Raw genomic sequence first — 14,772 nt, 5'->3', positions numbered from 1 at the left:
GCCGCCGAACAAGCAAAGGGGCCTGGGCGCCCAGCTCAAAGAGCGACACCGGCTAACATCCAAGCTGATTGACGCGCCGCGACAATCAAAAACACAAAACCCTTGATCGCGATAGAAAACGACGGCATCGTCTCAAGTGTCGCGACCAAGGATTCTCATCCTGATTGACGCGCTCCTCGCATCCAGATTGTCGCGCTACAAATATTGCCGCTTCAATTCAATCAGACCTGGAACCCGATCAAAGTACCGTCGAGAGGTAGCGAGACTTGTTGCCATAACTGGCGACGTACCTTTGGCCCATGTTCTGACCGAGGACCTGAAGAAGTTGCGGGATGACTTGATCGGTACGGTTCAGGTTTCATCTATCCACGCTGTCTTTACGCCAATCAAAGGCATCTTCGCCTTTGCGTTTGATGAAGATATCATATCGGAAAACCCGATGATTGGGGTCAGGTTACCAAAAGACAAGCGTCCCATCGAAGAGAGAAAATGGAAGCCCTTTGCCCCAGCAGAAGTCACACGCATACTTCAGGCTGCTGACAGACAATGGGGGGCGCCTGCGAAGGGACTTTCTGATGCACGGCGAGAGGCCATCCACATGGTAGTGCGTGTGCTATCTTTCTCTGGGATGCGCCCTATCGAGGTCATTAGACTGAAGCCTGACGATGTTACCAAGGCGTGGATACGTATCACAGGAAGTAAAACCGAAAGTTCGACCAGGATCGTCCCCTTACACCCAGAGATCGCCGATTTCCCAGAATGGGTGGCATCTGGCGGGCTAGAAACCTTCCAATCGATCAAGACGGATAAGGTAGGATCGGTACGGCACAACTTTGGTCGCTTACTCCGTGAGAAGATGCAGGAACCAATCGAAGACCCTCAGAAAGCTCTCTACTCCCTGCGTTCTACGTTCGTGAATGCCATGCGCCGTGCTGGTGCCGACATTCAAGTGCAACGTGCTATCTTGGGTCACAAGGAAGCTGGTGCGATACGTCACTATGACGACGGTCCTGAGTTCGAAGTCAAACGTAACTGGGTCGACGCCACCGATCCAAGAAAGTGACGCCCACCTCCAATTAAGGTCGGCGCCACAAGTCCGTCGGATGTTACGGTGCAGTCACGTTTATCGGGGCATGAATGAACGGAAGTCACGTTCCAACCATGATATTTGGGCTACAGATACGTTCACCTAATCGGACATAGGTTTTGCTTGCACCACCTTGCAAATACATCGTCAGTAGAGCGGCAAAACACCTGAACGGTTGATGCCGCATCCAACAGATCAGAAGGCGTTTTGGACAGGCTTGGGTTGCCATGCGCAATCTTGTTTCGAATATCGACAATATGATTGATTAGAGTTTTGCAGGTTGCAAAATCTCCCGCCAATATGAAGCCCAAGTCACGCTTATAATCTACATGACCAAACCTTCCGAAGTATGATGCAATTTTATTAAATGACGGGGATGCAAACCCCTTATTGAAGCGTTCTTCGGAGAGCGGTGATCCGATAGGTCCCTCCGACTGCCAGTAAGGCAAGTCTCGGTTAATGAGATCGAACAACTGAGTTGCCAATCGAGTGGTGTCTGACGTGTCCTTAATGCTTGAAACTAGGTGCTTAGTGCTCGCCACCTGACAAAAGGTTCCCATTGTGCCACTGGTGCGCCTCGGTCGCTCTGAGAAATGTTCAAGGGGCTGGTCTGCTCTTTTGTGACCTTCGCCGGAGTAGCTCCAACTGGCGCTTTCGGCCCAAAGCTGCCGCTCGCAAACCATGTTGTATGCTGCGATGCGGCCCGTCAAACCTGCCGTTCGCTGCATCGGTGAAATCAGGAGCGAGGCGAATTCACACACAGCGGACAAACCAGCCTGATGCGACTGCAGCGCAGATCGTGGCGTCGACACACGATCCAGACACACAGGTTCAGCGGCAGCGCAGCACGAATTCCCCATACCAGCCATTCAATGCATGCCAAATCTCCAAATTCCAATCCGACCGTTCGCCGTGCCCATACGAGACAGCGGGCTTTGAGACAGGCGATGCGCCAGAATGTCCGCCTGTGGTGGAATACAGCCAATAGTTCCAGGCACGGACAGCCAAGGAATTGGTGCTGCCGCCGGACGAACCGCCTATCGTTTTGATGATGGGTGCTTGTGCCGTCATGCGGGAGCAGGCAGGTGTGCAACGCCGCCCGCACCTCGCGTGTCTTTAGCTACAATCAATGGTACGGAAATCACTCAGTTAACTCGAAGTCGTTCAGTACCCATGTTTTTTCAATGTAGCCTTCAAGCGGGCCGTAGAAGCGGAAAACCGTGAAGAACCCCTTGGATGGGTCGGTCTTGATCCAGTTCGCCTCGAATCCCTCAGGTACCGATTGACCGAAATACAGATCCACCGATCCATCCGCGTTGACCACGGGGTCGGTCTGGCTGCCAACCGTGATTTGGCCGTCCGATGCCAACAGTCCACGGGTGGCTGGATCATAGGCCGTTACGGCCCAGAACCGTTTGACCGGCGTATTTGCGGGGACGTTCAGCCGGTAGGACTTGCTCCCATCAAGAAACCCGCCATCCGCATCCCTGAAGGACGTAAGATAGGCCGTTCCCACGCCCGGGGTGGTCGACAGAAGGTTGGGGGACACCACAATCGCCTGGTAGTGCCACAGCGTGCGGGCATCGATGTCATTGGCGCCGCTGTCCCGGGTGAACTCGGTATTGCGCACAAACATCTTTTCCCACTGCCGGTCCGGCCAATAGCGGATATCAGGCTCGCGCGATGCGTAGACGATGGCCCGGGACATGGCCGTGCCCTGCTTGGCCCCCTGATCGAGGATTACGGCCATGCGCGCGTCCGGGGCGAAAGATTTGCCCTTTTCGATGCCCAGAGTGGCCAGACGACCGAGCTGCTCGGGGTCAAACAGTTCGGACGGCTCGTGCTGTATGATCTCGTTGAGCATCTCGAAGACTGTTCCGTCCTCTGGAGGAAGCGGGTTCATGCCCACCTCGCTTGCGTTGACATAACGCGCCTCGCGCGGGCCGGTCTCCAGTGGGAAGACCTTGAAATTCTGTTCAAACCACTCCACCGCCTTGTCGCCGGTTCCGACATCGACGAACGCGCGCATCATGGTCCAGACCCGGTAGCCCGGCGAGCGCATCACAAAATACCCGTCGGGCACATCACCGGTATAATCGGGAGGCAGGAAAAGATATTTCCCGCCTTCCCCCATATCCGGGCCAGTTGCGCCGAAATCGGTCAGGTACTTGAACACCGCGTCATTGGCGGTGCCAAACATACCGGCCGGGATCTCGACAACGGTGGGGCCATCGACGCCCAGATCCAGCGATGCCACTGCATAAATCGTGCTGTTGTTGCCGGTCAAATAGGGTTGATTGGAGTTCATGTAGTCCGCCATCACGCCAATGTCCGACGAGCTTTCGAACTTGAGATCACGGGCCTGTGACTTGACGATAGCATAGAGCGAAAGTGCGGGATAAAAATCCATGTAAGCTTGCGTGGCGCGTTGCAGGTCCAGTGCATCATACAGCGCCTGCGCAGACTCTTCGGTCGGGAACCCGCCGCCAACGAATTCCATTTTCGCAAAGTTGGTATCGATGCTCAACGGCGCAGACCGGAAATCGCTGCTGGCCTGCGGCGCGCCGGGGTTGGTGAATAAATCGCCAACAAGCTGGGCTTCCTGAGCCAAGGCGCTGGTGGCCAGGCAGGTGGAAACAAGAAGGGCGGTTGTCAAAGTCTTATGCATCAGTTTCTCCATTTATGTTATTTGGCAAACTGAAAGTTGACGCCAGCAAATACGCCCCATTCCATCTGTCCATCTCCATCGGACGCCACTGAATATTGAGGCTCAATGAAGTAATTGATGGTGACATTTGGTTTCGTGACCACACGCCCTGCACCAAATCCGATCGGGATGTTGTAATTGTCAGTCTCAAAGTCGTAGGTCCAGATCGCTGTTGATCTCAGGTACCAGCCGTTGCCCACTTGCTTGATTAACAAAGGTTGAAATGCGCCTGAATTGACATCCGCCCGGTCGCTTTCGCCCGCAAAACTGGCCTGCCACGTCAACAGATAGCCCCACTGGAATCCAGGTGTGGCCGTATTGAACAACACGTTGGCCAGACCTGCCGACCATTTCCCCGAGCCCGTTGCATCCTTGGTAGCGGTCGGAGCCGTGATTTGTGGCCCGATACCGAAACTAAGGTTGGGGTTTCCGGTATCTATCAGATAAGCCGCGAAGACGTTGAAGTCCCCAAGTCCGGTGGTTTTTCCGCCTTTGACGGGATCGGGAAAGTTGTTGATCGGCAAAGTAGCACGTACCAGCCAATCTCCTCCAAAGGCGGAAACAGGTAGAGCGCCTCGCAGAAAGAATGAATTGGCAGTTGAATCTGTTCCGGTCAGAGAGCCGTTGTACTGGTTTTGCAAGTTGAACGTCTTGAACGCCGCGAGAGGATTGTTGGCCTGCGCGAGAGATGCAGCGTCTGTTCCCTGCCCCGCGCCGGGCAGCGCAGTTGCAGCAAGCAACAGGGCTGCCAGGTACGCGACAGTGTAGTTTTTCCGAGTGTTCGTCATAGCGTTTGATCCCTTATATTAGATCTGGCGACGAGGTGACCCGACGCATAAGCATCTTCGGCGCATGGCGGCGTTCCCATTATCCATCCAGCGCCAATCTGGAATTCGTCAACCAATACAGTTTGCGTTCTAAGCCGCCGCGCAATCAGAACTGGAACCTCAGAAGAAATCCCACGATGATCCTCAAGTCGGCATGAACGGTTCGATAATGCCGAGTCGGCACCCCGCCCCCGGCAATCCGCGGAACCTTATCCGGCCTTCAGGCCTTCCGCATGGGCACGGGCTCCAACGGCTTCCATCGCGATGGCCTGCGCCTCTTCGGAAACAAGCTGGGCGTAGGCAATCGCAGCAGCGGCATCCGCCTCTGCGTTCCTCTCGGCCTTCGCCAGATCCCGTTCCGCTTTCCAGGCGTCCCATTTGGCTTTCTGATCGGCCTTGTGGGTTTCGTAGTTCGACTGGATGCCGGACCACCACGTGTTCATGCTGGTATCAATCTCGGCAACGGCGCTGTTCCAGTCCTTCTCGGCTTTTGCGTATTCCGCACTCCACTTTGCTTTGAGCGCGTCGCGTTTGGCCTGTTCCTCACGCGTATATTCATCAACGCGTGTTTCGACATTTTTCGCCTTTTCGGCGAGTGCGGCAAGTCCTTCAGAGAGTTTCATTTATCTTCTCCTTTTTTGGAAATTGAATGATTGTCGAATTATCCCATGCGCCAGGGGTCCGTTTTGGTCAGAGCGCGCCAAGTGCGCAGGTTTTTGGTCCGCGGGAGTGGACCGCCAGCATAGCGCTGGCGGTCTCAAACCCTGTGGCACTAATCGCTGACTACTTCGACCTCGCCGGGCTGCCATTCGCCATCGTACCAAGCCTGTTCGGGGCCATATATGCGCCACAGCATGTTCCAGCCTTTGCCGGGAATGGTCTGAATCCAGTTGTCCGCGCCGTCCGGACGTTCCGGACCGAAAAAGACATCCCAGGATCCATCGTCATTCTGCACGACGGCCTTATCGATGCTGGTGACAGCGGGGTAAGGGCTGTCGACCTGAAGCATGGATCGGGTCATGTTGTCATAGACCGTGATGTCCCAGAACCGGCGGGCCGGAACATTTGGCGGCACATGCACACGATAGGTCTTGGCTCCGTCAAGTGGCGCGCCTTCGGCATCGCGCAGACCGATCACATATTGCGACCCGGCGCCGATCGGAGGCTTCACCATCGCCGGCGTGATGCCGGTGGCATAGAAGTGGAACCGCACGCGCGAGTTGATCAGGCGGATGCCATCATTCAGGAACTCGTAGCTGCCACCGGCAAAGCCCTTTTCCCAGCTTTTGCTGTCCGGCCAGATGATGCGGTTTTCATCACGATTTGCCCAGATGATCGAGCGCTGCGCCGCAGTACCAACTGCCGCCGCCTCGGCCAGGATTTTCTGCATCCGCTCATCCGGTGCAAAAGGCTTGCCCTTTTCGATACCGATGGAGCGCATCAAGCCGAGGACTTCTTCGCTCCACGCAGAATTCGGCTCCTCCTGAACAATCTCGTTCACTTCCTCAAAGAACGTCGCGTCCTGCGCGTGCAGTGTGTTGATTTCTGTCATCGCCACATCGACCCAGTTCACTTCCTCGGGGTCTTCTCCCATCGGGTACAGGCGGAAATGGGATTTCATGTTGTCGACAACCGGATCGGCCTCGAAATCGGTCATGAAGCCGCGCATTGCGAGCCAATGACCGTAGGTCTCGGAATGGCGCACGATATAGCCTTCGGGCAGCTCGCCCTCATATCCCGGTGGCACCAGAAGGTATTTGCCGCCCTTGCCTTTGTCTGGGCCGGCATTGCCAAAATCGGTCAGGTAATGGAACCAGGCGTTGTCGATGATGCCCAGAACATCCGGCGGCGTTTCCATGATCATTGGCCCATCTTTCAGGTCGATCCACATGAAGGTGTAAACCACTGTCGTGTTGCCGGTCAGCAAGAGGCCCTTTGAATCAAGGCGACCATGCCAGTAGATCATGGTTTCGTTATCAGGCCCCAGTTCGCGCATGCCTCTGCGAAATCCGGACAGAGACGCCGCAGGCGTGGTCATGATCATCGTCTCGACCGCGCGGCTGAAGTCCAGATGATCCCACAGCGCCTGCGACGTTTCCGGGGTTGGAACACCGTCCACAAATTCCAACGTCCCGATCCGCGTTTCCGTGCGATCCGGTGTAACGACGTTTGCGGGGATATCGGTGGTCATCTTGTACGTGGGAGTCTCGGCCAGTGCCGGGGTGAATGCGAAAGCAAGAGCACTTGCGCCGCACATCAGCGCCTTGATGGATTTTTGTCTCATGGTGATCTCCTCAGTTGTGAAAGCCAGCAGCATTTGCCGCCAAGGATCGGAAATGGTCATTGATCGGTATCTTTGGGTTTCAATCGCTGTCGTCTGAAAAGTTGACGTCAGCCTTTATTGCGTGACCATTTCGATCTCACCCGGCTTCCAAGTTTGATCGATCCAAGCCTGTTCCGGGCCATAAATCCGCAGCGCGAGCCACCAGCTTTTGCCCGGAATGGTCTGCAACCAGTTGCCTTCCTGTCCCTTGGGGGCTTCGGGTGCAAAGTAGATGTCGTAAGATCCGTCCTCGTTGGTCTTGATACCTTCGGTCTGGCTGCCCAGCGTCGGGAATTGCTGGTCGGTCTGAAGCTGCGAGCGGGTCTGCGTGTCGTACATCGTCAGCGCCCAGAAATCCTTGGCAGGCACGTCCTTGGGCATCGTCAGTTTGTAGGTTTTGGACCCGTCCAATACCTGCTTTTTCGCATCCACCGCGATCAGGGCGTAGTCCGAGCCTTTGCCCGCGACGGTCACCGCCATGGCGGGCGAGACGACGATATAGCCAAAGTGGAACAGCGCCCGCGCTTCGAGGTTGTATGCGCCATCCTTCACGAACGCGGTGTCCTTGTTGGCATAGGCCATGATCCAGGCGCTGTCTTTGCCGTAGAGCATGTTGCCGGGATCGCGCGGGTAATAGCTGATCGCGCGCGCGGCGGTGTTTCCGATCGCGGCTGCGTCGATCAGGACCTTCTTCATCCGGTCATCAGGCGCAAATGGCTGGCCCTTGACGATACCAATGGCTGCCATCATTCCCTTGGCTTCCGGCCCGAGATAGTCGTCGGGTTCGCTCTGGATCAGGTCATGCAGTTTCTCAAAGAAGCTGTAATCGTTGGGAACGATGGTGTTCATCTGCTTGCCGGAGACGTTGATGAACTCGGTCGCCGGAGGATTGTCCGCCACCTTCAGGGGATAGACCTGCATGTGGTCACGGATGTTCTTCGATGCCTTGGGAATCGCTTGGTCCAGCGGCATGGTCTTGTCGAGATAGCCGCGGGTAAAGACCCAGACGCCGTTGGTCTTGGAAGGGATCACGAAATACCCGTCCGGCACGTCGCCGTCATAGTCGGGCGGGAGCACAAGAAACTTTCCGCCCTTGCCCTTGTCTGGACCGGCAACGCCAAGATCTGTCATGTAGCGGAATGCCATGTCGTCCAGCACGCCCAGCATTCCGGGTGGCAGGTCAATCACAGTGGGGCCGTCCGTGGCCAGGTCGAGAAAGCCGACCGCATACATGGTCGAGGTGTTGCCGGTCAGCAGCAGGGTTGTGGAATCCATCAGGTTGTCCCAGATGGCGATTTTGTTGCTGGTATCTGCCCCAATTTTCGCCTGACCTTCGCGCAGCATGTAGGCCGACATCATCGGGATTGAGTTGATGAAGACGTTGACCGCTCGGGATCGGTCCAGATAGTCATAACTCGCCGCAACACTGGCCGCATCTGGAACGCCATCAAAGAACTTCATCGTTCCGATGGAAGTATCAACGCTGTCCAGCGTCGTGATCGACGATGGGATATCGGTGGTCATCTTCATTTGCGGGGCGTCGGCAAGTCCGGGAAGAGCGCTGATGGCAAGCACGCTTGCACTCAGTAACATGGTTGTCCGTCTGAATGTTGGCATTTCAATCTCCTGTATGTTTCTGGGTCCGCACCAGTCAGGTGACTGTTGAACGTGACCACAGTATTGCTGATTCTGATCACGTTGTTTGGTCAGATCGCGCCACCGGACTGATCGCGCACCATCATGAAGCGGCGCAGTTTCAGGCGATGGTCGCGGGTTGAAAATCGACGGTGGGCCGTGTTTCGAAAAGGATGACGCGCAAGAGAAAACGGGCCGGAAAGACCCCGGCCCGCTGATACTTTTCTCTTGATTGGAATTATTCGATCAACACCACATCATTTGGCACCCAGGTCTTGTCGTTGAAGACCTTGAGGGGACCGTAGAAGCGCGGCGAAACCGACGTCACTCTACCTTCTTGATCGGCGTCATCGGGAAGGTCTGGTCGAAATAGGCCTGTTCGGGGCCATAGAGCCGCAGATAGACAAAGAAGGACTGACCCTCGTTAGTCTGTATCCAGTTGCCGTCTTTTCCATCCGGTGCCTTCGGGCCGAAATAGAGATCAACCGACCCATCGTCGTTTGTGATAAGCCCCTCTGAACGCGAAGACCGGTCCGACCGTTTCTGTTCGTTGCGGATGATCAGACGGTTCTCGATGTCATAGACCGTGACCGACCAGAAATTCTTCGCCGGCGGATTTGGGCCGATGTTCATCGTGTAATTCTGACCGCCCATCAGCGCATCACCGTCCGCGTCGTAGTAGGCGCCCAGATAGGCCGAGCCCTCGCCGGGCGTGCGGGAGACCATGCCTGCCGACGTTGTCGTCGCCTCAAACCCGTAGGAGGCCCGTTCGTTGAACATCGAATAGGTCGGCAGATCGATGGCGGGGTTCATACCGGCCATGGCGTCCTCAAACCCGGAGTTGTCGCCGTAGAGCGAGGTAGGGAACATCTCGCGCGTCTTGTTGAACGAGATCGCCTGAGACATCGCCATGCCAACGTCGAGACCGGCCTGAAGGATCTCCTTCTGCGCATCCGTCGGGTTGAACGGCTTGCCCTTTTCGATGCCGAGGTCCTTCAGCCACGCATAAAAGAACCGATCACGCTCAGCCATCGGTTCACGCTGAACATAGGTGTTCACCAACTCCCAGAACTGCATATCGCGCGGCGGAGTGTTAAGCGCGATCGCGTCGCCCGGTTTGGGTTCGTATTTGACAAACTTCGTATCCGGCGGATTGTCGGCCTCCGACAATTTATAGGCCTTCACGGAGGTCCTGAGGGCCTTGGCATCATCGCCAGTCCCCAGAGCACGGTAGAAGTAGAACACCCGGAACGTGTCGGATTGAATAATGGTGCCGTCGAAGTCAATCTGAGCATTCTGTCCCGGCCCGACGAGCAACAGTTTTCCGGGCGTGCCGGTGATCTCGTGAATGGGCTCCATCCACGCGTTGTCGATGACGCCATAGATTGCACCGGGGGGCAACTCGACCACAATTGGTCCGGTCTGCGACAAATCCGAGAACCCGATGGTATAAGGTGTCGTCACGTTGGCTGTCATGAACGGATAAACGCCGTCATATCCGTCATAGAGGCCAAAAAAGATATCCTCGTCCGAGACATCCATGCCCTGAGAGGTTTTCAGGTTGGCATGAAGCGCCGGGTAGAGCGTTTCAAAATTCATCATCGGCATGGCCCAGGTGACAAGCTGGGTGGCGCGCTGTTCGAGGATCCGGCGATGCAGGAAAGCGGCAGTGTCTTTGGTAATCGACTGTCCCTGGAACTGGAGTTCGCCCGCGTAGGTCATAGCGGTGGACGTGCCGTCCTGCGCCAGCACCGGCTGGGTGCCGACCACAGACATCAGCGCGAATGCGCCCGCGACGGTTGTGTTGCGTAACAGGGATTTTTTCATTTTCTTCTCCTTGAAGGTTGATGCAGGACGACGCGTGATCTCGTCGTATTCTGCAAACATGCTATATCGTTGCGGGGGTGGATTTTGGTCATATCGCGCCAAAAGAAAGGGCCGGAGCATGTGCTCCGGCCCCGGTTCATTCGGTCACTCGACCAGTTCGATCTCGCTCGGCTTCCAGCTCTTGTCGATCCAGGCCTGCTCTGGCCCGTACATGCGCAGGATGATGAACCAGCTCTTGCCAGGGATGGTCTGGAGCCAGTTGCCTTCCTGACCCTCTGGGGCCTCGGGCGCGAAGTAGATGTCGTAGGATCCGTCGGCGTTGGTTTTGATACTGTCGGTCTGGCTGCCCAGTGTCGGGAACTGCTGATCGGTCTGAAGCTGCGACCGGGTCTGGGTATCATAGAGCGTGACGGCCCAGAAATCCTTGGCGGGTGGGTCCTTGGGGATCGTCAGCTTGTAAGTCTTGGCACCGTCCAGCACCTCTCCGCCCTTCGCCATTCCGGCGATGCCGTAGTCAGAGCCTTTGCCCGGCACGGTTACCGCCATTGCCGGCGTCACGACGACGGCGTTGTAGTGCATCCACAAACGCGAGTCGTATCGGCGCGCGCCGTCGATCAGGAATGTCGTGTCCTTGTCGGCAAAGGCCATGACCCATTCACTGTCGGGGCCATAGATGCGCTGGTCGCTATCCTTGGGGACAACCGTGTTGGCACGGGCATAGGCGTTGCCGATGGCCACCGCGTCAGTCAAGATCGCCTTCATGCGATCATCGGGGGCAAAGGGCTGGCCCTTGACAATCCCCAGCGCAGCCAGAAGCCCACGCGTTTCGGGATCATGTGCGCCGATGGGTTCTTCCTGGATGATCTGGTTCAGAGATTCCCAGTAGCTATAGTCATTCGGCGGGACGGCGTTGTAGCCCTCGCGCCCCGACATGCTGAGGAACTCCGGCGCAGGCGGGTTATCCACCATCGACAGCGGATAAATCTTCAGATTGTCCTTCACACCCTGCACCGCTTTATCAATGCCATCGCTGATATAGGCGCGCAAGAAGATCCAGTTTCCAAAGGTCTCAGGGCGCACCACGAAATAGCCATCGGGCACATCGCCGTCATAACCCGGTGGCAGAACAAGATACTTCCCGCCCTTACCCTGATCGGGGCCAGCGACGCCAAGGTCGCTGACATAGCGGAACCACATATCATTGACAGCACCCAGCATTCCCGGAGGCAACTCGATCACCGTCGGCCCGTCATTGGCCAGATCGGTATAGGTCCAAGCATAGACTGTGGACGTATTTCCGGTCAGGAAAAGACTCTTGGAATCCGCCAGCTTGTCCCAGATCAGGATCTGATTGACCTTGGTGGCGCCGATGTCACGCTGGCCCTGTCGCATGGCGAACTGCGACACACCCGGCACGGTCGAGACATAGGCCTGCACGGCCCGGGCTCGGTCCATGTAGTCATAGACCGTGTCGATCGTTTCCTTGTTCGGCACGCCATCGAAAAAGTTGAGGGTCCCGATCGAGGTGTCCACGCTGTCAGGCGTGGTGATCTCCGGCGGAATATCTGTGGTCATCTTGTATGTCGGCGTCTGGGCGAAACCAACTGAACTGGTAAGCGCCAGAATGCTGACACCGTAAAGCGTTTTTCGAAGGTGTAGTACTTTCATGTATCTTCTCCTGAGCGATCCGAGGGACCCACGCGCGTTGTCGTGCCATGAGTCGATGTCTCGGATGATGTCGGAGAACGTGCGCCGTTTTTGGTCCGATCGCGCCAAATCAGGCGGCGCGTTCCCGACCGATCACCTCTCGGCGATATTTGCCGGGGCTGATCCCGGAGATGCGTCGAAAACTGCGTCCGAAATTGGACTGGTTTTCATAGCCAAGCGTCATCGCCACGTCGATCAGCGGAGTGTCCGAAGCCGCCAGAATTTCGGCCGCCATTTCGAAACGTGTGGTTTCGATGAGTTCTGAATAGCTGGAACCTGATTGCTTGAGTTTGCGTTGCAGCGACCTTGGACTCACCCCCATGATTTCGGCGAGCACCTCGATCTTGGGGGTCCCTTCGCGAAGGTAGGGGCGCATCAGACGTTTCAGGTTTTCAGTCCCGTGCCGTTTATCGGGAATGCTCAGCTCGGGCACCTGTGCCGCCCCGCAGGTCAGTTGGCTGGCGGCGAGAACCGAGGATGGCATGATGATCGACGTGTGGACCGATTGCGAGAGGAAACGTGTATTCGGGTTCGCTTCGCGCGCGGCGTCGCAGACGCTGAAATCAGACTTGAACCTTATCTCGTCAGGGGACCAGCCTTTGCCCATGATACTGCGAACAATATCAATCAGAACATAGACTTGGACCCATTCCGCAATGTCATAGCCCTTCAATTCCTTAGGTTGAACAACATCGCAAAACACCTCTGCAATGGCATCAGACTCGGCAATACCGATGTTGACATCGGAATCTTCCAGTTCGGATAGGCCCGCAAAGCGGTCAAGGCGCGCTTTGACCGTGGGCATGGGCATTAGAGCGGTCAGCAGATCAGTACTGAAGATCGACATTGAATGATGATGTACTCCCAGCCAGCCAAGATCATCAATACCTTCACGCTTTTCATTGGCAGCGAGGAATTCAACAGCAAATGCCTTGCTGATAGGTTCTTCCGGCGTTTCCTCGACCATCGCCGGTAATTTCGCCCGCTCCAACTCTCGTTCGACCGGGGTGCCAATGTCGCGCAAGACGTCAAGAAACGGTATGAGATACGCCGCCCGGCATGTAGAAATCTTGTCCATCTTTCCCCCCGCCGACCACTCCATTGCGGAGTAAGCCAATTCATTCCTCAAAAACCCTTAGCACCCAAACGCAGGCCATTTTGGTCATATCGCGCCAAACTCAATTTCGCACGATTTGGCGCGCTCAGACCAAAACACGCCCACAGCACGATCTATCTTGAAGTGGCAGCATAACACAGTAGAGAGAGAAATCGTTTGATTCAGCGCAATCCAGCCAAAGTCGTCGAGATGGTCGAACGGGCCGTAGGACGTGCGTTGAAAAATGCGGATCCACGCATTGCAGAGGTTGCCTTTGCTCTTGGCTTGAGTGCTCGGTCTCTTCAGCGTCACCTTGCCCACCAGGGGACGTCGTTTTCCAAAGTGGTCGAACGCACCAGACGCCAGCATGCGCTGGAACTGCTTGTCCAAGACGACCTGAACATTTCAGAGATTGCACAGGCCCTTGGATATACAGACCCAAGCAATTTCTGTCGCGCATTCCATAAATGGACAGGCCAATCGCCCAAACGCTGTCAGAACAAGATGCTGGAGCAGGCTTTGCCCGAGAGAGCCAAAAGCTGACCCCGCTTTAGCAGAGCGATCGGCGTTTGGCCGCACAACGGTACACAATCCACTGATCTGCCAATTTCGAAGGCTCAACTGAACGAAGTAGCGCTGAAAAGGTTTGCACAAAACTCACAAATTTTGGCGCGACATGACCAAAACCAGTGGAGGAGTTCCTTCATATCTTAATCTGAGCGGTCGACTCCGCCGCTTGGGGGCTGCACCTTCAAAGCGTTCGATGAACCAAGCAATGAGCCAGATGGCCAGAGGGATAAGACATGGCATTTTCAAGATTTCTGCTGGTGGCTATGGTTTCACTGTTCTGCGCATCTCAGCTCATAGCACAGCAGGTAACCCAGGGCAGCAACGCCAGTGAGCTGGATCCCATGCCGGAGAGGATCGAAACCGCCGAGATTACGCCGACCCGCACGGAAAGCCCGCGCAGTACTTTGCAGTCACTATACAACTTGCGCGACGACCTCGAAACCTCGTTGGGAACATATTGGAAGCAACAGAACACGACGAACGCAGTTCAGGTTGCACTTGTGATCGGGCAAATCCGGGCCCTGATCGATCTGTCTCAACTGCCCTTGGCCTCTCGGCGCGAGACAGGATCGCAAACGGCTCTGTACCTTCTGGATATCCTTGGGCGGGTCAAAGCCATCGACGCTGCGGCCCTTCCCGGGCCTGACGACCTTGATGATCAATCCACCACCGGGCTTCGTCTGCCCGGCACACCCCTGCGCATCGTTGAAATAGTCGAAGGTGACCGCACCGGCGAGTATCTGTTTTCTGCGGATACGGTTCACAGCGCGCCCAGATTTTTTGCTGGCTTGAAAACGCTTCCGCTTCGGTCATCTCTGCCCATAACTTCATGGAACGATACAAGCCGCCAGCTTTCTGGTCCATGGATCCCAATCGCCGCAGTCGCGAAACTGCCAAGCTTTATGAAGCGCTCTATTGTTGATTTTCGCTGAGAAGTGACCCGGTATTTTCACCGAGATTTGACCCACCCTTGATTATGTCTCAGCGGTCATG

13 protein-coding genes are annotated in these 14,772 nt (G+C 56.0%); 3 read left to right on the top strand and 10 right to left on the bottom strand.

Annotation, left to right across the window (positions count from 1 at the left end):
- The first annotated feature begins 292 nt into the window (after positions 1–292).
- Positions 293–1,063: a tyrosine-type recombinase/integrase gene (locus tag LC354_RS21990; RefSeq protein ID WP_223427914.1), complete on the top strand. Its 771-nt coding sequence runs from the start codon at positions 293–295 to the stop codon at positions 1,061–1,063.
- 122 nt (positions 1,064–1,185) lie between these two features.
- On the opposite strand, the gene LC354_RS28090 is transcribed toward LC354_RS21990, so the two are convergent.
- The 10 genes from LC354_RS28090 to LC354_RS21940 all read right to left on the bottom strand — a co-directional run bounded on the left by LC354_RS28090 (position 1,186) and on the right by LC354_RS21940 (position 13,599).
- Positions 1,186–1,647, bottom strand: coding sequence for a HEPN domain-containing protein (locus tag LC354_RS28090; RefSeq protein WP_223427916.1), 462 nt, complete (start codon positions 1,645–1,647; stop codon positions 1,186–1,188).
- A 581-nt stretch (positions 1,648–2,228) separates the two neighbouring features.
- Complete coding sequence (locus LC354_RS21980; protein WP_223427911.1) at positions 2,229–3,755, bottom strand: DUF1254 domain-containing protein; 1,527 nt, start codon at positions 3,753–3,755, stop codon at positions 2,229–2,231.
- 17 nt (positions 3,756–3,772) lie between these two features.
- Positions 3,773–4,435: a hypothetical protein gene (locus tag LC354_RS21975; RefSeq protein ID WP_223427909.1), complete on the bottom strand. Its 663-nt coding sequence runs from the start codon at positions 4,433–4,435 to the stop codon at positions 3,773–3,775.
- Positions 4,436–4,830: 395 nt separating this feature from the next.
- Entirely contained in the window at positions 4,831–5,244 is a 414-nt protein-coding gene (locus tag LC354_RS21970; RefSeq protein ID WP_223427908.1) for a hypothetical protein, read from the bottom strand.
- A gap of 149 nt (positions 5,245–5,393) precedes the next feature.
- A complete protein-coding gene (locus LC354_RS21965; protein WP_223427906.1) occupies positions 5,394–6,905 on the bottom strand; it encodes a DUF1254 domain-containing protein in 1,512 nt (503 codons plus the stop codon).
- A gap of 114 nt (positions 6,906–7,019) precedes the next feature.
- A complete protein-coding gene (locus LC354_RS21960; RefSeq protein WP_223427905.1) occupies positions 7,020–8,561 on the bottom strand; it encodes a DUF1254 domain-containing protein in 1,542 nt (513 codons plus the stop codon).
- Between the two features lie 342 nt (positions 8,562–8,903).
- Positions 8,904–10,406, bottom strand: coding sequence for a DUF1254 domain-containing protein (locus tag LC354_RS21955; protein WP_223427903.1), 1,503 nt, complete (start codon positions 10,404–10,406; stop codon positions 8,904–8,906).
- A gap of 144 nt (positions 10,407–10,550) precedes the next feature.
- Positions 10,551–12,074, bottom strand: a complete 1,524-nt coding sequence (locus LC354_RS21950) for a DUF1254 domain-containing protein (RefSeq protein ID WP_223427901.1) — start codon at positions 12,072–12,074, stop codon at positions 10,551–10,553.
- Positions 12,075–12,183: 109 nt separating this feature from the next.
- Entirely contained in the window at positions 12,184–13,191 is a 1,008-nt protein-coding gene (locus LC354_RS21945; protein ID WP_223427900.1) for a helix-turn-helix transcriptional regulator, read from the bottom strand.
- A gap of 84 nt (positions 13,192–13,275) precedes the next feature.
- Positions 13,276–13,599 carry a hypothetical protein gene (locus LC354_RS21940; RefSeq protein WP_223427917.1) on the bottom strand — a complete coding sequence of 108 codons (324 nt, stop codon included), beginning with the start codon at positions 13,597–13,599 and terminating at the stop codon, positions 13,276–13,278.
- Here LC354_RS21940 and LC354_RS28085 point away from each other — a divergent pair.
- Positions 13,495–13,752, top strand: coding sequence for a helix-turn-helix transcriptional regulator (locus LC354_RS28085; protein ID WP_223427915.1), 258 nt, complete (start codon positions 13,495–13,497; stop codon positions 13,750–13,752). The two genes, LC354_RS21940 and LC354_RS28085, sit on opposite strands and share 105 nt — an antisense overlap.
- 260 nt (positions 13,753–14,012) lie before the next feature.
- On the top strand, positions 14,013–14,711 hold the full coding sequence (locus LC354_RS21930) for a hypothetical protein (protein WP_223427898.1): 699 nt from the start codon (positions 14,013–14,015) through the stop codon (positions 14,709–14,711).
- Positions 14,712–14,772: the final 61 nt, after the last annotated feature.

The sequence above is a fragment of the Tateyamaria pelophila genome (assembly GCF_019966495.1).
GTDB lineage: Bacteria > Pseudomonadota > Alphaproteobacteria > Rhodobacterales > Rhodobacteraceae > Tateyamaria > Tateyamaria pelophila.
The sequence above is the reverse complement of the archived record's forward strand: the minus strand, read 5'-3'. Positions and strand labels throughout refer to the sequence as shown.